This window comes from Nonomuraea sp. NPDC050786 (assembly GCF_040654115.1).
Classification (GTDB): Bacteria; Actinomycetota; Actinomycetes; order Streptosporangiales; family Streptosporangiaceae; genus Nonomuraea.
The window spans coordinates 51,663-73,894 of record NZ_JBFAHJ010000002.1 but is presented as its reverse complement, the minus strand read 5'-3'; the positions used below and the strand labels follow the sequence as shown (position 1 = coordinate 73,894).

23 protein-coding genes are annotated in these 22,232 nt (G+C 71.1%); 11 read left to right on the top strand and 12 right to left on the bottom strand.

Annotated features, from left to right (window positions below):
* Positions 1–9: 9 nt before the first annotated feature.
* Genes AB0H84_RS04715 through AB0H84_RS04675 form a run of 9 tightly spaced genes read right to left on the bottom strand, consistent with a single transcriptional unit; the run spans position 10 to position 8,870 of the window.
* Positions 10–735: a hypothetical protein gene (locus AB0H84_RS04715; RefSeq protein ID WP_357598147.1), complete on the bottom strand. Its 726-nt coding sequence runs from the start codon at positions 733–735 to the stop codon at positions 10–12.
* Complete coding sequence (locus AB0H84_RS04710) at positions 735–2,090, bottom strand: MCE family protein (RefSeq protein WP_357598144.1); 1,356 nt, start codon at positions 2,088–2,090, stop codon at positions 735–737. Before AB0H84_RS04710 ends, AB0H84_RS04715 begins: the two co-directional genes overlap by 1 nt.
* Complete coding sequence (locus AB0H84_RS04705; RefSeq protein WP_357598141.1) at positions 2,087–3,109, bottom strand: MCE family protein; 1,023 nt, start codon at positions 3,107–3,109, stop codon at positions 2,087–2,089. Before AB0H84_RS04705 ends, AB0H84_RS04710 begins: the two co-directional genes overlap by 4 nt.
* Complete coding sequence (locus tag AB0H84_RS04700; protein ID WP_357598138.1) at positions 3,106–4,131, bottom strand: MCE family protein; 1,026 nt, start codon at positions 4,129–4,131, stop codon at positions 3,106–3,108. Before AB0H84_RS04700 ends, AB0H84_RS04705 begins: the two co-directional genes overlap by 4 nt.
* A complete protein-coding gene (locus AB0H84_RS04695; protein WP_357598135.1) occupies positions 4,128–5,153 on the bottom strand; it encodes an MlaD family protein in 1,026 nt (341 codons plus the stop codon). Before AB0H84_RS04695 ends, AB0H84_RS04700 begins: the two co-directional genes overlap by 4 nt.
* Positions 5,153–6,214: an MCE family protein gene (locus AB0H84_RS04690; RefSeq protein ID WP_357598132.1), complete on the bottom strand. Its 1,062-nt coding sequence runs from the start codon at positions 6,212–6,214 to the stop codon at positions 5,153–5,155. Before AB0H84_RS04690 ends, AB0H84_RS04695 begins: the two co-directional genes overlap by 1 nt.
* The gene (locus AB0H84_RS04685) at positions 6,187–7,206 is read right to left on the bottom strand and encodes an MlaD family protein (protein ID WP_357598129.1); all 1,020 of its coding nucleotides are present in this window, start codon (positions 7,204–7,206) and stop codon (positions 6,187–6,189) included. Before AB0H84_RS04685 ends, AB0H84_RS04690 begins: the two co-directional genes overlap by 28 nt.
* 4 nt (positions 7,207–7,210) lie before the next feature.
* Positions 7,211–8,065, bottom strand: coding sequence for an ABC transporter permease (locus AB0H84_RS04680; protein WP_357598126.1), 855 nt, complete (start codon positions 8,063–8,065; stop codon positions 7,211–7,213).
* Positions 8,066–8,078: 13 nt separating this feature from the next.
* The gene (locus AB0H84_RS04675) at positions 8,079–8,870 is read right to left on the bottom strand and encodes an ABC transporter permease (RefSeq protein WP_357598124.1); all 792 of its coding nucleotides are present in this window, start codon (positions 8,868–8,870) and stop codon (positions 8,079–8,081) included.
* Positions 8,871–9,127: 257 nt separating this feature from the next.
* Here AB0H84_RS04675 and AB0H84_RS04670 point away from each other — a divergent pair, with 257 nt between their 5' ends.
* The 10 genes from AB0H84_RS04670 (at position 9,128) to AB0H84_RS04625 (ending at position 18,947) form a co-directional block, all read left to right on the top strand.
* Positions 9,128–9,556, top strand: coding sequence for a CBS domain-containing protein (locus AB0H84_RS04670; RefSeq protein ID WP_357598121.1), 429 nt, complete (start codon positions 9,128–9,130; stop codon positions 9,554–9,556).
* Positions 9,557–9,577: 21 nt separating this feature from the next.
* The gene (locus tag AB0H84_RS04665) at positions 9,578–10,237 is read left to right on the top strand and encodes a hypothetical protein (protein ID WP_357598118.1); all 660 of its coding nucleotides are present in this window, start codon (positions 9,578–9,580) and stop codon (positions 10,235–10,237) included.
* A 209-nt stretch (positions 10,238–10,446) separates the two neighbouring features.
* A complete protein-coding gene (locus AB0H84_RS04660; RefSeq protein ID WP_357598115.1) occupies positions 10,447–11,349 on the top strand; it encodes an endo alpha-1,4 polygalactosaminidase in 903 nt (300 codons plus the stop codon).
* Positions 11,339–12,253, top strand: coding sequence for a carbohydrate kinase family protein (locus tag AB0H84_RS04655; RefSeq protein WP_357598112.1), 915 nt, complete (start codon positions 11,339–11,341; stop codon positions 12,251–12,253). The genes AB0H84_RS04660 and AB0H84_RS04655 overlap by 11 nt, the downstream gene beginning before the upstream one ends.
* Entirely contained in the window at positions 12,250–13,539 is a 1,290-nt protein-coding gene (locus AB0H84_RS04650) for an alpha-glucosidase/alpha-galactosidase (protein WP_357598109.1), read from the top strand. The genes AB0H84_RS04655 and AB0H84_RS04650 overlap by 4 nt, the downstream gene beginning before the upstream one ends.
* A complete protein-coding gene (locus AB0H84_RS04645; protein ID WP_357598106.1) occupies positions 13,536–14,801 on the top strand; it encodes an ABC transporter substrate-binding protein in 1,266 nt (421 codons plus the stop codon). Before AB0H84_RS04650 ends, AB0H84_RS04645 begins: the two co-directional genes overlap by 4 nt.
* On the top strand, positions 14,798–15,697 hold the full coding sequence (locus AB0H84_RS04640; protein ID WP_357598103.1) for a sugar ABC transporter permease: 900 nt from the start codon (positions 14,798–14,800) through the stop codon (positions 15,695–15,697). The genes AB0H84_RS04645 and AB0H84_RS04640 overlap by 4 nt, the downstream gene beginning before the upstream one ends.
* Positions 15,694–16,506, top strand: coding sequence for a carbohydrate ABC transporter permease (locus AB0H84_RS04635; RefSeq protein ID WP_357598100.1), 813 nt, complete (start codon positions 15,694–15,696; stop codon positions 16,504–16,506). The genes AB0H84_RS04640 and AB0H84_RS04635 overlap by 4 nt, the downstream gene beginning before the upstream one ends.
* Before the next feature lie 45 nt (positions 16,507–16,551).
* Complete coding sequence (locus AB0H84_RS04630) at positions 16,552–17,325, top strand: cyclase family protein (RefSeq protein ID WP_357598098.1); 774 nt, start codon at positions 16,552–16,554, stop codon at positions 17,323–17,325.
* The gene (locus AB0H84_RS04625; protein ID WP_357598095.1) at positions 17,322–18,947 is read left to right on the top strand and encodes a thiamine pyrophosphate-binding protein; all 1,626 of its coding nucleotides are present in this window, start codon (positions 17,322–17,324) and stop codon (positions 18,945–18,947) included. The genes AB0H84_RS04630 and AB0H84_RS04625 overlap by 4 nt, the downstream gene beginning before the upstream one ends.
* A 27-nt stretch (positions 18,948–18,974) precedes the next feature.
* Here the strand turns inward: AB0H84_RS04625 and AB0H84_RS04620 are convergent, their stop codons facing one another.
* From AB0H84_RS04620 to dhaK, 3 genes are read right to left on the bottom strand one after another with little or no spacing between them, the layout of a single operon-like run.
* Entirely contained in the window at positions 18,975–19,349 is a 375-nt protein-coding gene (locus AB0H84_RS04620) for a phosphoenolpyruvate--protein phosphotransferase (protein ID WP_357598093.1), read from the bottom strand.
* Positions 19,350–19,395: 46 nt separating this feature from the next.
* Positions 19,396–20,013, bottom strand: coding sequence for a dihydroxyacetone kinase subunit DhaL (gene dhaL, locus AB0H84_RS04615; RefSeq protein ID WP_357598090.1), 618 nt, complete (start codon positions 20,011–20,013; stop codon positions 19,396–19,398).
* The gene (gene dhaK, locus AB0H84_RS04610; protein ID WP_344984987.1) at positions 20,013–20,993 is read right to left on the bottom strand and encodes a dihydroxyacetone kinase subunit DhaK; all 981 of its coding nucleotides are present in this window, start codon (positions 20,991–20,993) and stop codon (positions 20,013–20,015) included. Before dhaK ends, dhaL begins: the two co-directional genes overlap by 1 nt.
* 54 nt (positions 20,994–21,047) lie before the next feature.
* Here dhaK and AB0H84_RS04605 point away from each other — a divergent pair, with 54 nt between their 5' ends.
* Positions 21,048–22,214 carry a cytochrome P450 gene (locus tag AB0H84_RS04605; RefSeq protein ID WP_357598087.1) on the top strand — a complete coding sequence of 389 codons (1,167 nt, stop codon included), beginning with the start codon at positions 21,048–21,050 and terminating at the stop codon, positions 22,212–22,214.
* Positions 22,215–22,232: the final 18 nt, after the last annotated feature.

Here is a 22,232-nt window from a genome sequence, read left to right as displayed (position 1 = left end):
GGCCGATGGTCAGTCCTTCTTCTTGTCGCCGGTGAGGTTGTACTGATCCTCCGAGGCCGCGCCGAGCACGGTCACGTCATGGATCTTCCAGATCCCCTTCTCCTTCACAAGACTGATCTTAAGGTGCGAGTCCTTGACGGAGCGGATCGCCTCGGAAGTGTTCACCTGCTGGTCGACGACGACGATGGCGTGCGCGGTGGCCTCGTCCACGTCGGCCAGGTAGACCTCGCGTACCGTGGCCTGCGAGGTGGCCTTGAGCTTCACGATCACCTGCGCCATCGCGCCGCCGAACGCCGCGTCGTACGTGGCCAGGAAGTCGCCCGTGGCCTGGGCGGCGAGGGTCGACCGGGTGCTCTGGAGGTTGCGGTAGTCGTAGCTGAGCAGGGCCCTGCTGAACGCGTTGGCCGCTCCCGACACCTCCAGTCGCAGCGCGCGCTCGGCCTCGAGCCTGGCGCGCGCGTCCTCGGCCCGGGAGGCGGAGATCCACTGCAGGACGGCGGTGGCGGCGAGCGCGGCCACCAGCATCGCCGCCAGCGTTCCCAGGATCCTGGCCCGCGTGATGCCCTGCCGGCCCTTGACGCCGCTCGCCTCTGCCCCGGAGGCCGGACTCACCGCGGTCGGCTGCTCCTCATCCCGCGCCTTGTCCTGCTTGTCTTCGGGGCCGGCGGGTTCGGCGGACTGGGGCTGGGCCTCTTCGGCGCGGGTCTCCTCGGCGAGGTCCGGCTTGGTGGTCATCACGACTCCTCACGGCGGCGGGCGGCCCGGCCCGTCGCGATCCAGCCCACGATCCCACCGACGGCCACCACCGCGAGGAATATCCCGGCAACCAGCGGGGTGGTGTTCGGCGGGACGGGGGACGCGGGGCCGGTGGCCGCCACGCCGCTGGGCGACGCGGTGGCCTCCGGGCTCTTCTTCGATTTCTCGGTCTCCTTCGCCACGGGGCGAGCGGAGGCGGCGGAGGACGGAGTGTCCGCCGGTGCGGCGGCGTCCTGGCGGTCATGCGTACGATCCGGGTCTTCGGACTCGCCGGAGTCCCCGGAACGGGAGGGGGCGGGGCAGGAGCGCAGCGCGGGCACGGCGGGCGGCCCGACGGCGCTCGCGTACTCCTCGGCGGGGGTCGGCCCGCCCGGCACGCTGAAGATGAACGCCGCCCGCCCGTAGACCGTGTCGCCGGTCCGGTCACTGATGTCGTCCGCCAGGCTGAGCGCGGTGGGCATGATGCTGAGCAGGTGGTGCACGTTCCGCTCGGTCGCCGGCGAGAACACCGGCTGGTGCGGCAGCCCCGCCGCCGTCAGCAGGCACGAGAACCCCGGCCGCGACTTCTTGATCGCCGTGTCCAGCCGGGCGAAGACCCCCGGCCCCCGGTCGAGGAAGGTGTTCAGGTCGGCGCGGGAGTCGCGCAGCGTCCCCGTGACCGTGCGGAGGTCCGTGATGCCGGAGGCGAGCTCGCCCCGCTTCCCGGCGAGCGTGTGGGTGAGGTGGGTGAGCTGCACCGACAGGGAGTCGAGCACGTCGGCGTTGTCCGCCAGCGTGCCGGTGAGCGAGTGGGCTTCGTCGATGATGTTCCTGATCGCCGGGGCGCGCCCGTCCAGGGCCACGGCCAGCTCGTGCGTGATCGTCTTGGCGTCGCGCGGCGGCACCGCGTTCAGCAGCTTGCCGACGCCCTCGAAGAGCTTCTTGTAGTCGAGTGGCACCGACGTCTTGGCCAGCGGGATCGTGTCGCCGGCGGCGAGCGGGGGGCCGTTCACGCCGGTGGCGGGGGGCGAGAGCTCCACGTACGGCTCCCCGATGGCCGACTTGCGCCGCACCTCCGCCGTGGCGCCCTTCGGCAGCCGGACGCCCCTGTCGATGTCGAGCCCCACGACGATCCTGCCGGGCGCCAGCCGCACGTCGCCGATCTTGCCGACCCGGACCCCCAGGTAGGCCACGTCGAACCCCCGGATGAGGCCGGGCGACGAGACGAACTCGGCCGACACCCGGTACGGCCGCTCGATGGCGTCGAGCCGGATGATCGTGCTGAACGCCCAGACGGTCATGACGATCCCCAGGGCGACAAAGAACCCTAAATTCAGATAAATCCGGTTTCTCATCGTGGCGGCTCCAGCAGCAGGCGGAAGTCCTCGACCCGGTTCGGCAGCGCCCGGTCGTTCCCGGACGACTTCTTGGGCAGCAGCACGCCCTTCAGCCAGAGATAGATCAGCACCTGCCCGTTGACCGTGACCGGCGGCGCGTCGATGAACTTCTGGAGCCGCGCCACCAGCGTCTTCAGGTCCTCCTTGCCCCGCTGCATGGCCGACGAGATGGCCTCCAGCTCCAGGAGCAGCTTCCTGAGCCGGGCGGCGTGCCGCGGGTAGACGGTGAGGTTCGCCTCCTTGGCCAGCTTCGTCAGCGCGACGATCGCCTTCTTCACGTGCTTGCGCCCGTGCGCGATGCGAGCGGTGGCCGAGGCCAGCGTCCCCGGCAGCCGGTCCAGCTCCCCGCTGCCCTTGGCGAGGTCGTCGCCCAGCCTGGCCAGCGCGTCGATGCCGGCGCCGATGTCCTTGCGGGCCGCGGCGTAGGCGTCGGTCACCTCGGCCGTCTGCCTGATCAGCTTGTTGACGTCCTCGCCCCGCCCGCCGAACCCGGTGGAGGCGGCCTCCAGGATCGCGTTCACGTCCTGGGCGCCGAGCGCCTCGATGAGCGGCCCCGCCTTCGCGGTGACCTGCTCGATGTCCGGCTCGACCGAGGTCTCGGCGATGGTGGCGCCGTCCTTCAGGTACGGCCCCGTGGACAGGTCCTTGCCGGCGGGCGGCGTGAGCAGCACGTAGTTCTCGCCCAGCACCGACGTCTTGGCCACGGTGGCCGTGCTGCCCTGGGGCACCCGGTGCGCGGACTGGACCGACATCGTCACCCTGGCCCGGTAGCCGTCCAGCCGGATGCCGGTGACCGTGCCCACCCGTACGTCGGAGATCTGCACGCTGTGCCCGGCCACCAGGCTCTGCACGTCGTCGAAGACCGCGTACAGGGTCATGTCCCCGGTGGTCGCGCCGAGCGTCTGCAGCGAGCACGACGCCGTCCCGGAGAGTGACGTCGCAAGGGCCAGGACGGCGGCCAGGAGGCGGGCCCTCATCGCCGCCTCCCCTGCCGCTCGAAGGGGCAGTTGCTCAGCTTGGCCGGCAGGCACGGCACGTCGCCCAGGTTCAGCGCGTCGAACAGCGGCGTCAGCCACGCCCTGGTCATCGCGTTGAGCACGACGCGGATCTTCAGTACGTGCTGCTTCCTGTCCCAGGAGTCGACGAGCACGTCGGCGAAGTCCGCCGCGCCCTTGACCGCCCGCGCCATGGACGCGCTGTTGGCCCGGACCGTCAGCACCAGCTCGGCCAGCGTGCTCGCGGCCTGCGGGAGCCGTTCGGAGTACTGCTCGATGATCACGTCACCGCGCCGCACGAAGGTCGCCATGCCCGAGACGAACGTGCGCAGCCGCTGCCGCTCCTCCGCCAGGATCGAGCTCGCCTCGGCGAAGGAGTCGATCGCGCCCGTCACCTGGCCCTCCCGCCTGTTGAGGCTGGTGGCCAGCCGGTTCAGCCCCTTGGCCAGATCGACGAGCTGCTGGTCCTGCCTGGCCAGGGTGCCGGTCAGCTCGGCGGTGTCGGCGATCGCGTTGTTGATGGTCTTGCCGCGCCCCCTGACCCCGTCGGCCAGGGTGCTCGCGACGGAGCCGAGCTTCCTGTCGTCGAGCGCGTCGGTGAGCTTGGTGAACGCGTCGAGCGCGTCGTCGATCTCCACCGGCAGATCCGTGCGCTCCAGCGGGATCGTGCTCCCGGGCGTGACCCTCTGGTCGCCGGGCTTCCACGGCGGATAGAGGACGACGTTCCGCTCGCCGAGCGTGTTCTGGGGGGCGACCACGGCCTTCACGCCTGCCGGGAGCGGCACCTGCCGGTCGACCAGCAGGTCAACGCGCACCTTGTCCCCATCAATGCTGATTTTGTCGACATATCCGGCGTCGAGGCCCATCACCTTCACCCGCGCCTGCTCGTACAGGGAGGGCGCCTTGCGGAAGACCGCCACCAGCCGGTACGGCTCATCGCCCAGCACCGTGCATCCCGACGCCAGGAACGCCCCGAGCAGCAGAACCGCCATCAGTCGTCTCATCGGGCGCTCTTCCTGTCCTTCTTGATGACGCCGAGCACCTCGGGGTTGATGGGGCCGAGGCCCGTGGCTATGGCCTCGAGCCACGGGCCCTGGCCGCCCATCGTGGACAGCCCGGAGAACGTGGGGCCGGCCCACGCCAGGAGCGAGTTGAGCTCCTTGTTGCTGCCGCTCAGCCGCGTCGTGATGGCCGCGTTGTCGTCGAGCACCTGGACGAGGGTCTTCTCGTGCTCGTTGATCAGCCGGGTCGTGCTGCGTACCAGGTCGCTGCCGTCGCCCAGCAGCGTGCGCAGCTCGTTGCGGCGCGCGCGCAGCTCGGCCAGCATGACCTCGATGGCGTCGATGAGCCGCCCGAGCTGCCTGTCCTTCTTCTCCAGGACGTTCATGATCCGGGTGCCGTTGTCGACGAGCCGCTGCAGCTGCGGCCGGCTCTTGCTGATCGTGTCCGACAGGTCGCCGATGTTGCGCAGCAGGCGGGTGATCCTGCCGCGCTTGCCGAGATCCACCTTGTCGAGCTCGGTGAGCAGGTCGTCCACGGCGTCGGTGTCCAGGCGCTCGACCAGCCGGGTCGCGTCCTTGATGGCGTCGTTGATGAGGGTGGGCACCCCGGTCCGCGTCACGGGGATGCGCCGCTGCCCCTCGGGCAGCTGGTCCATGTACGGGGCCGAGACGGCGCCGGTGAGCTTGACGTACCGGCCGCCGAGCAGGTTCGACAGGGCGATGTCGGCCCGGGTACCGCGGCCGAGCCGCACGCCGTCGTCCACCTTCCAGGTGACGATCACGTTCCCCTGCGCGTAGTCGGCGCGCACCTCGGTGACCTTGCCGACGCGCACCCCGGCGATCCTGACGTCGTTGCCCGTACGCAGCCCGCCGGAGTCGACGAACACGCCGGACATGGAGTAGCCGCCCTCCAGCAGCCCCAGGTTGCCGACCAGGAACGTGGCGACGAGGATCGCGGCGAGCGTGACCAGCGACACCAGGCCCACGGCGATCCTGTTGCGGTCACGGAAGGATTTGAGCGCCATCACTCGCCCACCATGAGCTTCCGCAGGTCCTTCGTGCTCTGGATCCTGGTGTTGCGCAGCGGCGGCGGCGTCCGCATCCCGTACGGGCAGGGCGCGGCGTTCAGCGCCACGCACGGGACCGCGGTGACGAAGTAGTGGCCGCGGTCCACGGTCTGGTAAGCCCGCGCGAACAGCGGCTGGAACGTGCTGACCGTCTTGTCGATCTCGCCCACGTGCCGCCTGATGCCGCCGGTCAGCCCGGACAGGTTGTCGACCAGGCGCCCGAGCTCGTCGGCGTTCTTGCCGAGCACCTCGTCGGAGGTGTGGACGGTCGTCGACAGCTCCACCAGCGCCCGGTCGATCAGCTCCCGGTTGTCGGCGAACGCCTCGGAGAGCGTGACGAGGTTGTCGACGAGCTGCTCGATCTGCTTGTCGCGGCGGGCGACCACGCCGGTGACGGTGGCATAGTCCTTCAGGAGCTGCTCGATGGTCTTCTTACGCTCGTTCACCGTGGTCGTGATGGCGTTGACGTTGTCGAACAGCCTTGGGATGTTCTGCTCGTTGCCCTTGAGCGACTTGGCGGCGGCGGTGAGGAGCTGGTTGATCTGGTCGGGGTCGAGGCTGCGGGTGAGCGGGCCGAGGTCGCTGACCAGCTCGCCGATGTCCACGACGGAGGAGGTACGGGTGATGCGCGACCCCGGCGGCAGCTTGGCGAGCGCGGTGCCGGGCATCAGGTAGACCACGCGCTGGCCGACGGCGTTGCGCCAGCGGATGGCGGCCTCGGTGTCCGCCGGCACGGTGACCCCCTGCTGCACCTCCATGGTCACCTCGGCCCGGCCGTCCACCACCTTGATCGTGCCGACCTGGCCGACGGGCGCTCCGGCGATCTTCACCTGGTCGCCCTGGACCAGCCCCGACACGTCGTCGAACACGGCGACCAAGCGGTAGCCGCCGTCCGTGTTCACCCGGGCGATCTGGATGGCGATCACCACGATCAGCGTCACGCAGAGGCCGACGAAGAGCAGGAACCGGGCGAACGTCCAGGCGCGCCGCATCAGCGCCTCCCGTCGGTCGGGCTGCACGCGCCGACGACCAGCTCGCACAGGTCGGTCGCGACGAACGCCTCCACCTGGAGCTGGCGGCTGTTGCCCGGCCCCGGCGCCTCGATCAGCTCGTTGAGCAGGTCCACCAGCCGGTTCAGGCCGCGCACGCCGTCGCCGGCCAGGCCGAGCTGGGCGTAGATGAGCGCGGCCACCCGCTCGCCGGAGTGCACGCCGGCCCGCAGGTCCTGCCGGTGCTTGGCCAGCCCGTGCGCGCCGAGCTCGGAGACGGAGGTGACCTCCTGGAGCAGGGCGCGTACCTTGTCGGCCCGCGCGAGCAGGTCGGGGGTGATGACGTTGACGTCGGCGGAGATCGCGACGAGGTCGTCACCCTTGTCCTGCAGGGCCGTGCCGAGCAGGGCGGCGTCGTGCAGGAACTGCCTGGCCCGCCCGCGCTGCCGGTGCGCGACGCCGACGAGCGTGCCGGCGTCGCCGATCAGCTCGCGCAGGTTGCCGCCCTCGCCGTCCAGGCCTTTGGCCAGGGTGTGCACGATGACGGTGACCTCGCTCGGATCGACGGCGTCCAGGCCGCGGTAGGCGTCACCCAAGGTGTCGGAGAGGTCCAGCGGGCCCTCGGTGGCGGTGATGACGCCGCCGTCGGCCAGGTAGGGGCCGGTGCTCTCGCCGGAGCCGGGCCTGAGGTCGAGGAACTTGGGGCCGAACACCGACGCCGGTTCGACCGCCGCGACCGTGGACTGCGGCACCCTGACGCCGGGGTCGACGTGCATGGTGACCACGGCCCTGCCCTTGGCGTCGAGCGACACGCCGGTCACCTCGCCGACCGTGATGCCGCGGATCTTGACGGGGGAGCCGGGGTCCATACCCTGCCCGGCGCGGGCGAACACGGCGTCGATCCTGGTCCCGCTGATCTCGGTGGCGGTGCGGAGCACGTACAGGGTGGCCGCGGCCAGGAGCACGAGCACGGCGAAGGCGATGCCCACCCGGGCGGCGAGGGGAAGCTGGAATCGGGTCACCGGCTCACCCCGTCAGCGGTATGTTGCCGCCGCCGCCCCAGAACAGGTACGACAGCAGCAGGTTGAGCAGCACGATCGTGACGATCGACTGGCGGATGGCGCGGCCCGCCGCCACGCCCACGCCCACCGGGCCGCCGGTGGCGTGGAAGCCGTGATAGCAGTGGATGACGATGACCGCGAAGGCGAAGACGGCGACCTTGGAGACGCTGAACACGATGTCGGTGACCGGCAGGTACAGGTAGAAGTAGTAGTCATAGACCCCGGGCGCCAGGCCGAACAGGACCGTGCACATCAGCCGGGTGGCGAAGAAGCTGGCGAAGAGCGCGATCAGATAGATGGGGACCAGCGCCAGCAGCGCGGCCACGACCCGGGTGCAGACCAGGTAGGTGAAGGCGTTGATGCCCATCACCTCCAGCGCGTCGATCTCCTCCGAGATCCGCATCGCGCCCAGCTCCGCCGTGAACGACGAGCCGACCTGCGCCGCCAGCGCCGTGGCCGCGATGATCGGGGTGATCTCCCGGACGTTCGCGAAGCTGCCCACCAGGCCCATGAACGACTCCGCGCCGATCGCCTGCAGCCCCTGGTAGCCCTGCAGGCCCACGGTCGCGCCCACGACGAACGCCATCGTGAACACCACGAAGACCATGCCGCCGCCGATGACGGTCGCCCCCACGCCCACCACGACGTCGCTGACCTGCCTGAGGACGACCTTGACGTACTTGAGCCGCAGGACGACGTCGCGTACGCAGTAGAACAGCACCTTCCACACGAACAGCGGCCAGTCGGCCAGCGTCGCGAAGCGCTCCGCGACGTCCCGCCCCCGCAGGGCGATCCTGAGACCGGCAGTCCGTGTCACCATCACTGGGCCACCATCAGAGGGACCTCGGCGGGTAGGCCAGGAAGTAGACGGCCGAGATCACGTAGTTGCACGCGAACACCAGCATGAACGTGACCACGGTCGCCTGGTTGACCGCCCGCCCCACGCCGACCGGGCTGGTCGCGCAGGTCATGCCCTTGTAGCAGGCGACCGCCGCCGCGATGAACCCGAAGATCCACGCCTTGAACAGCGTCACGTACAGGTCGGACGCGACGACCAGGGAGAACGCGCCGTCGAAGTACGCGCCGGGGGTGACGCCCTGCACGACCACGTTGAAGAAGTAGCCGCCGGCCGCGCCGGCCAGGATGACCAGCGGGCACAGGCACACCGCGATCGTGCTGGCCGCCCACATGCGCGGGGTGACCAGGCGGTGGATCGGATTGACCGACATGACCTCCATCGCGCTCAGCTCGTCGCGGATGTGGCGCGCGCCGATGTCGGAGGTCATCGCGCTGCCGCCGGCTCCGGAGATCAGCAGCGCGCTGGCCAGCGGCGCCACCTCGCGGATGAGCCCGACGAAGACCGCGCTGCCCGTGGCGGAGCTGGCGCCGAGCTGCCTGGCCAGCTCACCCACCTGCAGCGCGACGGTGGCGCCGAGCGGCAGCGCCACGAGCAGGACGGGCACGCTGGTGACGCGGGCGAGGAACCAGCACTGCTCGACGAACTCCCACCACCAGCGCTTGACGTCCCACGTCCGGCGTAACCCCTCCAGGACGATGACGAACAGCTCGCCGACCTGGCCGAGCACCGACCCGGCCCGGCGTCCGACATATCCGGACAGGGTCATCGGCCGCCCGTCCGCGCGCGCATTACCGCCATGACCACCTCCGCCGCCTACGGATGAGTCGCAACCCTACTGAGGGGTTATCTGGGAGTCGATGACTTCGTGGGAATTTGCGCGAAAGGTATGAGACGCAGGTCACATCTTGTCAGCCAAGTACGAAACGTGACCGCCCCGTTACACCCGCATCCCCTTGACGCCGCCCCCGCGGGGTTGTTTGCCTGGACACAGGCTTGGAAGACTGAGGGGCAGAGGTGGTGCAGATGCTGATCGGGACGATCCTCCGCGCCAAGGGCAGTGACGTGGCGACCGTGGCACCAGGGGCCACGGTGCGCGAGTTGCTGACCACGCTCGCGGAGCGCAATATCGGAGCCGTGGTGGTCTCCACGGACGGCTCCACCATCGAGGGCATCGTGTCCGAGCGCGACGTCGTACGTCGCCTCCACGATCGCGGTCCGGCGATCCTGGACGGCCCGGTGTCGGCGATCATGACGACAGAGGTGCGCACGGTGGGGCCCGGCGAGAACGTCGACTCGCTGCGGCAGATCATGACCATGCAGCGGTTCAGGCACATGCCCGTGGTCGAGAACGGCCGGCTCGTGGGCATCGTGAGCATCGGCGACGTGGTCAAGAGCGCGATCGAGGAGCTGGAGACGGAGAAGGCGTCGCTCGTCGACTATCTCCATCGTTGACAGGGATGGCACGCTTGGTCCGTGATGTACGGGCCTCCCCCTGAATACCCGCGTGCCGAATACCCGCGCGCGACGAGCAGTCCGCCGATCATCGTGCTCGTCGCCGGGCTCGCCGCGCTGCTCGGGTTCCTGCTGGGGGTGTTCGTGGGAGCCGGCTCGTCCGAGACGTCGTCGTCATCGGAGGAGCCCGACGCCCGCGTCACGGTCACCGTCGAGGACAGCCCGCCCGTGGACCCGGAGACCACAGCCTCCACCGGAGCGTCACCGCCCCAGACCGGCCAGTCCGTGCCCGACCAGACGCTGCCCGGCCAGACGCTGCCCGAACAAACACAGCCCAGCCAGACGCTGCCCGGACAGCCCCAGCCGGGCCAGGCTCAGCCAGGGTCGACGGGCGCGCCCAGCGCGGCGACCAGCAGCGGCCCCGGCGCCAACTCGGCCGTCAACCCGACCGTCAACCCCGCCTCTGTGCGCACGCTCATCGTGGGCAAGGACATCCAGCCGGGCACCTACCGCACCACCGGCCCGATCACGGGGTCCACGATGTGCTACTGGGCCAGGCTGCGGAGCGCGACCGGCGACATCGCCGCGACCGGCATGCCGAAGGGGCCGGCCAGCGTCACCATCGAGGCCACGGACAAGGCGTTCGTGTCCGGCGGATGCGCGGAGTGGATCAAAGCTTGACGCTTTTGTGCGCTGAATGCTGGACAAGAGAGCAGGAATGCGCAATTCTGTGCGGCAAACGAGAAGGGAGGCACGCTCCGGCGTGCTGGCGTGAGTCCTCCGGTTATGGACCACGCCACTCCGGCGTCCCTGGCACGGACGCGGTGCGGAGAGTGCGGAACAGCGCGCATCGCCACTAATCCCGAACCCGACCGTTCGCGAGGAGTGACATGCGACCATCCGCGCTCGTCTCCTTGGCCGCGCTCGCCGCCGCCACCGTGCTCGTCCCCGCCCAATCAGCCGCCGCCCAATCAGCCGCCCAATCAGCCGCCAAGTCCGCGGCCGTCGCCAAGGCCGGCGCCCTGCCCGCTCCCGTGTCCTGCGCCGGCTGCTGGAAGCCCGCGCTGAACACGTCCTGGCAGTGGCAGCTCTCGTCCCTGCCGCAGAAGCCGTACCCGAACGTGCAGATGTACGACATCGACGGCTTCGCCGCCAAGGACGGCGCGATCGTCAAGTCCCTCAAGGCCGACAGGCCGGGCCGCGGCGTCGTCTGCTACATCAGCGCGGGCACGTACGAGGACTGGCGCCCGGACGCCGGCCAGTTCCCCGCCGAGGTGCTCGGCAAGCCGCTGGAGGACTGGCCGGGCGAGCGCTGGCTGGACATCCGCAAGTACACCGGCAAGCTCGGCCAGATCATGAAGGCCCGGCTCGACATGTGCAAGGCGGCCGGGTTCGACGCCGTGGAGCCCGACAACGTCGACGGCTACGGCAACGACAGCGGCTTCCCGCTCAAGGCGGCCGACCAGCTCACCTACAACACCTGGCTCGCCAACGAGGCGCACAGGCGGGGCATGTCGGTCGCGCTCAAGAACGACGTGGAGCAGATCCCGCAGCTGCTGCCGTACTTCGACTGGGCGCTGAACGAGGAGTGCTGGGAGCACACCGAGTGCACCACCGCCCAGAACGGCGACTACGGCTACGACCAGTTCGTCAAGGCGGGCAAGGCCGTGTTCAACGTCGAGTACAACCTCGCCACCTCGGCCTTCTGCGCCAGGTCCAACGCCCAGAACTTCAACTCGCTGAAGAAGAAGTACGAGCTCGACGCCTACCGCGTGGCCTGCCGTGGCGGGTGACTTCGATCTGCTGGTCGTCGGTGACGCCAACCCCGACGTGGTGCTTGCCGGGGCGCCGCGCGAGCTCGCGTACGGCCAGCGGGAGCAGCTCGTCTCCGGCGGCGACCTGGTGCTCGGCGGGTCCGGCGCGATCACCGCGTGCGGGGCGGCCCGGCTGGGCCTGCGGACCGCGTTCGCCGGGCGCGTGGGCGACGACGCGGCCGGGCGCTTCGTGCTGGGCGCCCTGGCCGAGCGCGGCGTGGACGTCTCCCACTGCGTGACCGACTCCCGGTCCACGGCCATGACCGTGGTGCTGGCCGACGGGGCGGACCGGGCCATCCTCACCTCGCCGGGCTGCCTGCCGTACCTGACGGTGGATGACGTGCCGCGCGGCGTGGCCAGGCATGTCCACGTGTCGTCATATTTCCTGCAACCGGGGCTCACGTCCGGGTTGCCGGGCTTGCTGGCGGAGGAGCGGCGAGGCGGCGCGACCACCTCGCTGGACACCAACGACGACCCCGCGGGAACGTGGCACGGGCTCGAGGACGTGCTGCGCGAGGTGGACGTCTTCCTCCCGAACGCCTCGGAGGCCCGGGCCGTCGCCGGCCGGTTGTTCGGCACCGGTCAGGAGAGCCTCGAGGCCGTCGCGGCGCGGCTGGGCGCGCTGGGGCCCGCCGTGGCCGTCAAGGACGGCGGCGACGGCGCGCTGGTGTGGCGGTCGGGCGAGCTGGCCCGGGTCGCCGCCGTGCCCGTGGAGCCGGTGGACACCGTCGGCGCCGGCGACAGCTTCGACGCCGGGTTCATCGCCGCCATGCTGCGCGGGATGAGCCTGCGCGAATGCCTGGAGGTGGCCGTGACCTGCGGCTCCCTCTCGACCCGGGCCGCCGGTGGCACCGCGGCCCAGCCCACCTGGGAGGAGCTGTGAAGATCGTCTTTCTCGGCGCGGGGAGCGTCGAGTTCACCCAGGGCCTGCTGGCGGACCTGGTTGCCTTCCCCGACCTGGGGGAGTTCGAGGTGGCGCTGCACGACATCCACCCCGAGCGGCTCGAGACCGCGCAGGCCGCCGCCCAGGTCATCGCCGCCGGGCGGGCCGTCAAGATCTCCGCCCACCTCGACCTGCGGCAGGCGCTCGAAGGGGCCGACTTCGCGATCAACATGATCCAGGTCGGCATGATCGACGCCACCCGCGTCGACTTCGAGGTGCCCGCCCGGTACGGGCTGCGCCAGACCATCGCCGACACCATCGGCGTGGGCGGCATCTTCCGCGCCCTGCGCACCTTCCCGGCACTGGACCGGATCGGGCGGGCCATGGCCGAGGTGTGCCCGGACGCGTGGCTGCTCAACTACACCAACCCGATGGCCATGAACGTGTGGTACCTGGCCGCCGCCACCCCCGTGCGCAACGTGGTGGGGCTCTGCCACTCCATCTACTGGACCGCCCACGACCTGGCGGAGCTCGTCGGGGTGCCGCACGAGGAGGTGTCGTACCTGGCGGCGGGCGTCAACCACCAGTCGTGGATGCTGCGGTTCGAGAGCGGGGGAGAGGACCTGTACCCGCGGCTGGACGAGGTCATCGCCCGCGACCCCGGCCTGTTACGCCGGGTCCGCGTGGACATGTACCGCAGGCTCGGTTACTACCCGACCGAGACCAGCGAGCACTCGGCCGAGTACGTGCCCTGGTACCTGCACGACGAGGCCGAGGTCGAGCGGCTGCGGATCCCCGTGGGCGCGTACCTCGGCATCAGCGAGGAGAACGTGCGCCAGTACGAGGCCACCCGCGACGCGCTCAGAGCGGGCCGGCCGATCACCGCGGAGGGGACCATGGAGTACGCCCCGCAGATCATCCACAGCATCGCCACCGGCACGAGCCGGGTCGTCTACGGGAACGTCCAGAACAGGGGCCTGGTCGGAAACCTGCCCGGCGGATGCGTGGTGGAGGTGCCGTGCGTGGCCGACGCGCTCGGCGTCCGCCCGGTCGCCGTCGGCGACCTGCCCGCCCAGTGCGCGGCGCTCAACCGCGCGTACGTCAACGTCAACGAGCTGACCGTACGCGCCGTCACCGAGGGGCGGCCTGAGCACATCCGGCACGCCATGATGGCGGACCCGAACACGGCCGCCACGCTCACCGTCGAGCAGATCGACTCGCTGTGCGACGCGCTCCTCGAGGCCCACGGCGACCTGATGCCGGAGTCCCTCAGGAGCCGGTCATGAGGGGGCTGGCGGCGCTCGTCCTGGTCGCCGGGCTGCTGACGGGCTGCGGCTCCTCGTCCGAGGAGGCCGGCGGCCCCGTCGAGATCACCTGGTGGCACGGCCAGACGGAGCTGCAGGCCAAGGTCATCGAGGAGCTGGCCGCCGAGTACGGCAAGAGCCATCCGGACGTGAAGATCACGCCCGCCGTCGGCTCCACGAACGTGGACGAGATGCTGCAGAAGGTCCAGGCGGTCCTGGCCGGCGGCAAGGCGCCCGACATCGCGTACATGTACGGCACGTGGATGCCGCACCTGGCGCGCACCCCCAAGGTGTACGACCTGACCGCCACCGTGCGGGCCCCCGGATTCGGCTGGGACGACTTCTGGCCGTCGGAGCGGGCCGTGTCGGAGGTGAACGGCAAGGTCATCGGGGTCCCCGCCCTGGTCGACAACCTGGCCGTCATCTACAACAAGAAGCTGTTCGACGCGGCCGGGCTGGCGTACCCCAGCAAGGACTGGACCTGGGACGACTTCCGCGTCGCGGCGAAGAAGCTGACCGGCGCCGGCGTGTACGGCACCGCGTACCCCGTGACCGGGACCGAGGACACGGTGTGGCGGTTCTGGCCGATGATCTGGCAGCAGGGCGGCTCGATCGCGGCGCCGGACGGCAAGAAGTCGGCGTTCGACACGCCGCAGGCGGTGCAGGCACTCGACCTGTGGAGCGCCATGGCTCGCCAGGACAAATCCGTATATCTCGATCAGAACGGGGAGAAGTTCCTGCCGCTGTTCCAGAGCGGCAAGATCGGGATGGTCATCGCGGGGCCGTACGCGCTGCTTGACTTCATCGACCACAAGATCCCTTACGGTGTGCAGGTGCTGCCCGGTTACAACGGCGACCACCAGACGATCGCGGGTCCCGACAACTGGGTCGTGTTCGACAACGGCTCGCGCCGGGCCAAGGCCGCCGCCGACTTCCTCACCTGGCTCACCCAGCCGGAGCAGGACGCCCGGTGGTCGCTCGGCCTGGGCAACCTGCCCGTCCGCAAGGCCACGACCGCGCTGCCGGCGTACCGGAAGTTCGTCAAGGACTTCCCCGGCATCGACGTCTTCACCGCGAACCTCGACAACGCCAAGCAGGCCAGGCCGCCCCTGCCCGCGTACCCGGAGTTCTCCGAGAAGGTCGGCAACGCGATCGCCCACGCCATGGTCGGCGGCACGCCCGCGCGGGACGCCCTCGCCAGGGCGGCCACCGAGGCCGACACGGTGCTGGAGCGCTCGCGATGACCGCTCTCGCGGCCCGGGTGGGCACGCACCAGGCGCGGCGGCGCCGGTGGGTGCCCCAGCTGACCGGGTGGGGATTCGTGCTCCCCGCGACGCTGGTGATCGTCGGGCTCAGCCTGTTCCCCGCGGTGTGGGCGCTGCTGCTCTCGCTGCGCGACGGCGACCTGCTCACCGGCGGCGAGTACGTCGGGCTCCAGAACTACCGCGACCTGCTGGGCGACGCCGAGCTGGCCGCCGCGGCCGGGCACACGCTGGTCTACACCGTGCTGTTCGTGCCCGGCTCGGTGGCGCTCGGCCTCGCGCTCGCGCTGGCGCTGAACCTCAAGATCCGCCTCATCGGGTTCTACCGCACGTGCTTCTTCGTCCCGTACGTCGTCTCGGCGGCGGCCACGGGGATCCTCGCGAACTTCGTCTTCGACCCGGACTTCGGCATCGTCAACGCCGGGCTGAAGGCGCTCGGGCTGCCCCCGATGCAGTTCCTGCAGGACCCCGGCCAGGCCATGCTCACGCTGGTCGTGATCTCGCTCTGGGGCGGCGTGGGCATGCCCGCCGTGGTCTACCTGGCCGCCCTGCAGGACATCCCGCGCGAGCTGATCGAGGCGGCCAGGGTGGACGGCGGCTCCGGGCGGCACGTCCTGCGCCACGTCGTGCTGCCGCAGCTGCGGCCCGCCACGGTCTTCCTGGTGATCTGGCAGACGATCACCGCGCTGCAGCTGTTCGACCTCGTCTACACCACCACGAAGGGCCAGCCGCTCGACTCCACGACGACGATCGTGTTCTACCTCTACCGGCAGGCGTTCCAGCTCTTCCACTCGGGCTACGGCACGGCCATCGCCTACGTCCTGTTCGTCGTGACGCTCGCCGTGTCGGGCGCCGTCCTGTGGAGGAGTGCCCGATGAAGCGCCGCAGCCTCGCCCATCTCTTCCTGATGCCGCTCGCGCTGCTGTTCGTGGCGCCGCTGGTGTGGATGGTGCTGACCGCGTTCATGCCGGATGCCGACATCAACACCTACCCGCCCAAGCTCTGGCCCGAGCACTTCACGCTGGCCGGGTTCGAGCGCATCCTCACCGACGACGAGTACCCGCTCTGGCTGGCCAACACGGTCGTCGTGGCCGGAGCGGCGGTGCTCGGGCACGTGGTGCTCTGCTCCCTGGCCGGCTACGGCTTCGCCCGGATCGAGTTCCGCGGCCGGGGGCTCGCCTTCGCCGCCGTCATGGCGACCATCATGGTGCCGGCGCAGGTGCTGATGATCCCGACGTTCCTGCTCTTCAAGAACATGGAGTTGATCGACACGCTGGGCGCGGCCATCGTGCCGTGGCTGGCGTCGGCGTTCGGGGTCTTCCTCATGCGGCAGTTCTTCCTGTCGCTGCCCAAGGAGCTGGAGGAGGCCGCCGTCATCGACGGCTGCTCCCGGCTGGGGGTGTTCTTCCGGGTTGTGCTCCCGCTGGCCCGGCCGGCGCTGGCCACGCTGGTGGTCTTCACGCTGCTCGGCGCCTGGAACGACCTCATCTGGCCGCTCATCGCGATCTCCTCCGAGTCGCGCTACACGCTCCAGCTCGGGCTCGCCACGTTCGCCGGCGCCCGGCACACCGAGTGGTCGGCGCTGATGGCCGGGAACGTGGTCGCCGTGCTGCCGCTGGTGGCCGCGTTCGTGCTGGCGCAGCGTCACTTCGTGGCCACGATGAGCTTCAGCGGCTTGAAGGGCTGACCGCCGGAGAGGAGGATGCCCACAGCCCACCAAGGAGGACAGGCCATGTCGGTGTTGCGGAGTTTCGTGGACAGCGTGCGCAGCGGGGCGATCGAGGTGATCGATCTCACCGCGCCCCTCTCGTCCGAGACGCCGGTCCTCCAGCTGCCCGAGCCGTTCGGCAACACGATCCCGTTCCGCCTGGAGGAGATCAGCCGGTACGACGACCGCGGCCCCGCCTGGTACTGGAACGACATCCACACCGGCGAGCACACCGGCACCCACTTCGACGCCCCCGTCCACTGGGTCACCGGCCGCGACGGCCAGGACGTCTCCCAGGTCCCCGCGCGCAGCCTCATCGCGCCCGCGGTCGTGCTCGACTTCTCCGCCGAGGCCGCCAAGGACCCCGACTTCCTCCTCCAGATCGACCACGTCAAGGAGTGGGAGCGCGTCAACGGGCCCCTGCCCGACGGCGGCTGGCTGCTCTACCGGACCGGCTGGGACGCCCGCTCCGGCGACCAGGCCGCCTTCCTGAACGCCGACGCCACCGGCCCCCACACGCCCGGCATCTCGGTGGAGTGCGCCTCGTGGCTGGCCTCCGCCACGCCCATCGCCGGCATCGGCGTCGAGACCGTCGGCACCGACGCGGGCGCCGCCCACTCCTTCGACCCGGCCTTCCCGTGCCACTCCTACCTGCTGGGGGCCGGCAAGTACGGCCTCACCCAGCTGCGCAACCTCGACCTGCTCCCCGTGACCGGCGCCGTCGTGGTCGCTCCGCCGCTGCCCATCGTGGGCGGCTCCGGCAGCCCCGTACGCGTGCTGGCCCTGGTGGAGCGTTGATCGTCGCGGAGGCCGTGGGCCGGGCCCTGGCCGCCTGCGGCGTCGAGACCGCCTTCGGGGTGGTCGGCAGCGGCAACTTCCACGTCACCAACGCCCTCGTGGCCGGCGGCGTGCGCTTCGTCGCCGCCCGCCACGAGGGCGGGGCCGCCACGATGGCCGACGCGTACGCGCGCATGAGCGGGCGGGTCGGCGTCGTGTCGGTGCACCAGGGGCCGGGGCTCACGAACGCCCTGACCGGGCTCACCGAGGCCGCCAAGAGCCGCACGCCGCTGATCGTCCTCGCCGGGGAGGCCACGGAGGTCCTGTCCAACTTCCACATCGACCAGGCGGCGCTGGCCACGGCGGTGGGGGCGGTGCCGATGCGGGTCACCTCGCCGGGGGAGGCGGTGTCGCGGGCGGTGGAGGCGTACCGGGTGGCGGTGGCCGAACGGCGTACGGTCCTGCTGAACCTCCCCCTCGACGTCCAGGCCGCCCCCTTCGACGACACCGCGGAGCCGGACAAGGGACTCCCCGGCTCGTCGGCGGACTGGGCGGCGGGCGGGGTGGCGGAGCTGGCGCGGCTGCTGGGTGAGGCCCGGCGGCCGGTGTTCATCGCCGGGCGGGGTGCCAGGCACGCGCGGCGGGAGCTGGAGGAGCTCGCCGGCCGCGCGGGCGCCCTGCTGGCCACCTCGGCGGTCGCGAAGGGCCTCTTCCGCGGCAGCCCGTGGGACCTCGACGTGAGCGGCGGCTTCGCGACGCCCCTCGCCGCCGAGCTGATCAGCGACGCCGACCTGGTCGTCGCCTGGGGGTGCGCCCTGAACATGTGGACCACCCGCCACGGCACCCTGATCGGGCCCGGCGCCAAGGTGGTCAAGGTGGATCTCGACCCGGCGGCCTTCACCGCCCATGTGCCCGCCGACCTGGGCGTGGAGGGCGACGTGGCCGCCGTCGCCGCGGCGCTGGCCGCCCGTCTCGCCCCGCGCCAGGGGTACCGGTCGGACGAGGTCGCGCGGCGCGTCCGGGCCGAGGGGCGCTGGCGGGACGTGCCGTACGAGGACGAGAGCGGCGGCGGGCGGATCGACCCGAGGACGCTCACCATCGGGCTGGACGACCTCCTGCCGCGGGAGCGCATCATCGCCGTCGATTCCGGAAATTTCATGGGATATCCGTCGATGTGGATGGATGTCCCGGATGAGGGTGGGTTCTGCTTCACCCAGGCGTTCCAGTCGATCGGGCTGGGGCTGGCGACGGCGATCGGCGCCGCACTGGCCCGGCCGGACCGGCTGCCGGTGGCCGCGCTCGGCGACGGCGGCGCTCTCATGGGCATCGCGGAGCTGGAGACCGTCGTCCGGCTCGGCCTCCCGATGGTGATCGTGGTGTACGACGACGCGGCGTACGGGGCGGAGGTCCACCATTTCGGGCCGCACGGGCACCCGCTCGGCACGGTCACCTTCCCGCCCGCCGACCTCGCCGCCATCGCCCGGGGACACGGCCTCGCCGCCGTGACTGTCACCGACCCGTCCGACCTGGCGGGCGTGGCCGAATGGCTGAACGGGCCGCGCGACCGGCCGCTCATGGTGCACGCCAAGGTCACGGGGGAGCACGGCTCCTGGTGGCTCGAGGAGGCCTTCAAGGGCCACTGACCTCGGGCGCCGGTCCAAGGGCTGGGGTCAGAGCTTGCGGTACGCGCGAGCCTCCTCGGCCGCCTCCAGCACCTCGGAGAGCGGCACGCCCGCCCCCGCCGCCACCGCCGCCGCGATGGCCCCCTCCACGAACGGCACGTCCGCCACCACCACCCGCCCCTCCTCCTCCAGCAGGCGGGCGGTCAGCACCGAACTGCCCAGGTCGGGGATGAGCACCACGCCGTCCCCCTGGTCGACGCTGCGCAGCGCGGCCTCGATGAGGTCCACGCTCGTGCCCAGCCCGCCGTCCTCGGTGCCGCCCGCGGCCGCCACCGGCGCGTCCGCACCGGCGATGCCGCGAGCCAGCGCCGCCGCCTCGGCCGCCAGCCCGGCACTGTGCGCGACGAGCACCAAGCCCACCATCACCCGCCTCCAGCCTCGACAGGGCCGGCCACGACAGGGGCCGCCATCACGCCACCACGGCGGCCAGGGCCGCCATGAACAGGGCCGCCGACGCCGCCCCCGGATCCTCGTGCCCGATGCTGCGTTCGCCCAGGTAGCTGGCCCGTCCCTTGCGCGCCTGCATCGGGATCGTGGCCTTCGCGCCCTCCTCGGCCGCCCTGGCCGCCTGCTCGCACGCCTCCCGGACGCCCACCCCGTCGCGTACGGCCAGGGCGAGCGCCCGCGAGGCCGGAACCAGCGCGTCCACCATGGTCTTGTCACCCAGCGCGGCCTTGCCCAGCCGTTCGAGCGCCACCACCCCGGACTCGAAGGCCGCCGCGAACCCGGCCAGCGTCACCGGCGACTCCAGCGACTTGCCCATCTGCCGGAACACCGACCCGTACAGCGGACCGGAAGCGCCCCCGACGCGGCGGATCAGCGTCGCGCCCGCCAGCGCCAGCACCTGCGCCGGAGTCTCGGGCGGCGATCCGGCCAGCGCCGCGCGGACCTCGGTGAGGCCGCGGTCGAGGTTCGTGCCGTGGTCGGCGTCGCCGATCGCCGCGTCCAGCCGGGTGAGCCGGTCGCGCTCCCTGTGGACCAGCCTGGCCGCCTCCTCGAACCAGGCCACGAACACCTCGGCGTTCATCAGCGCCCCCAGCGCAGCCCCGGCGTCTCGACCGGCGCGTCCCACAGGCGGGTCAGCGTGTCGTCGAGCAGGCAGATCGATACCGAGAAGCCCTGCATGTCCAGGCTCGTCACGTAGTTGCCCACCAGCGAGCGCGTCACCCTGGCCCCCTTGCCCTTGACGAACGCCGCCACCTCCGCGAAGACCACGTACAGCTCCATGAGCGGGGTCGAGCCCATGCCGTTCACCATGACCAGCAGGTCGCCGCGGAGCGGCAGGTCGCCGTGGATCGCCTCCATGGCGATCCCGGCCAGCTCGCGCGCCGACACCATCGGCACCCGGGCCCGGCCCGGCTCGCCGTGGATGCCGATGCCCAGCTCCACGTCCGTCTCCGGCAGGTCGAACGTCGGCTTGCCCGCGTGCGGCGTCGTGCACGACGTCAGCGCGATGCCGAACGACCTGCTGCGCTCGTCGACCTCGCCCGCCACCAGCGCGACCTGGGCCAGCGGCGCGCCCTGCTCGGCCAGCGCGCCCGCCATCTTCTCCACGAACACCGTCGCCCCGGTGCCGCGGCGGCCCGCCGTGTAGAGGGAGTCCTGCACGGCCACGTCGTCGTCGACCAGCACGCTCACCACCTCGACGTCCTCGACGAGCTCGGCGGCCATCTCGAAGTTGAGCACGTCGCCGGTGTAGTTCTTGACGATGTGCAGGACCCCCGCACCGCCGTCGACCGCCCTGGTCGCGTCGATGATCTGGTCGGGGACCGGGGAGGTGAAGATCTCACCTGGGCAGGCGGCGTCGAGCATGCCGTACCCGACGAAACCGGCGTGCAGCGGCTCGTGCCCCGAGCCCCCGCCCGAGACCAGGCCGACCTTCCCGGCCCGCGGGCCCTCGGCCCGGTAGACCACCCGGTCGCGCACCCGCAGCGAGGGATGGGCCGCGGCCATGCCGTTCAGTGCGTCGTCAACGACGGAGTCGGCCGTGTTGATGAGCTTCTTCATGGTCAGAAGATCTGCCCATTTTCACGAGGGCGCAAGCGTCGTAGCGTGGTCGGGGTGGATGTCGCCTACAACCCCTACGATCCGGCGATCAACGCCGATCCGTACCCCGTCTACGCCCGCTTACGCAGGGAAGCACCGATCTATCACAACGCCGAACTCGGCTTCTGGGCACTGTCGCGGCACGCCGACGTGTCCGCCGCGCTCGGCGACAGCGCCCTGCTCTCCAGCGACCACGGCCCGATGCTCGACCCGGGCGCGTGGGGGCCGCAGGCGCGTACGTACCTGTCGCTCGTGGCCATGGACCCGCCGGAGCACACCCGCATGCGGGCCATCGTCTCCCGTGCCTTCACCCCGCGCCGGGTGGCCGCGATCGAGCCCATGATCCGGCAGATCGCCCGCGGCTACATCGCCGAGGGTCTCGAGCGCGGGACGTTCGACTTCGCCGGTGACTTCGCGGTCAAGCTGCCCCTCGACGTGATCTCCGAGCTGATGGGCGTGCCGCCGTCCGACCGGGCCGAGGTGCGCCGCAGGTCCAAGGGGCTGGTCGACTACGACCAGGACGGGAAGATGACGGACAACGGGCTCAAGAGCGTCCGGTCCCTCGGCGCCTACTACGCCTCGCTCGTCGTCGACCGCCGTGCCACCCCCCGCGACGACCTCGTCTCGGCGCTCGTCGCCGACGGCGGGCTGAGCGTCGAGGAGATCGTGGCGTTCCTGTTCCTGCTGATCGGGGCGGGCTCGGAGACCACCACCCACCTGCTCAGCGCCGCCTGGTACTGGGCGTGGCGCAACCCCGGCCAGCGCGCCGCCGCCTTCGGCGGGGCCATCAGGGAGTGGGCGGAGGAGTCGCTGCGCTACGACACCCCCGCGCACGGCCTCGCCCGCCGCCTCACCGCGCCCACCGAGTGGTACGGCGTCCTCGTCCCCGCCGACGCCAAGGTATGGATCCTGATCGGCTCCGCCAACCGGGACGAGTCGGTCTTCCCCGATCCCGATGTCTACGATCTGCGCAGGGACACGTCGAAGGCCATCAGCTTCGGCGTCGGCCGCCATTACTGCCTCGGCGGCCCGCTGGCCCGGCTCGAGGCGAGGGTGGCGCTGGAGGAGCTGACGAAGGCCGTCTCCCCGTCGTACGAGATCGACGAGGACGGCATCCGGCGCACCTCGCACAGCAACGTGCGGGGGGTGATCAGGCTCCCGACGGCCGTGTCACCTGCCTGAGTAGGCTACCTTCCTGTC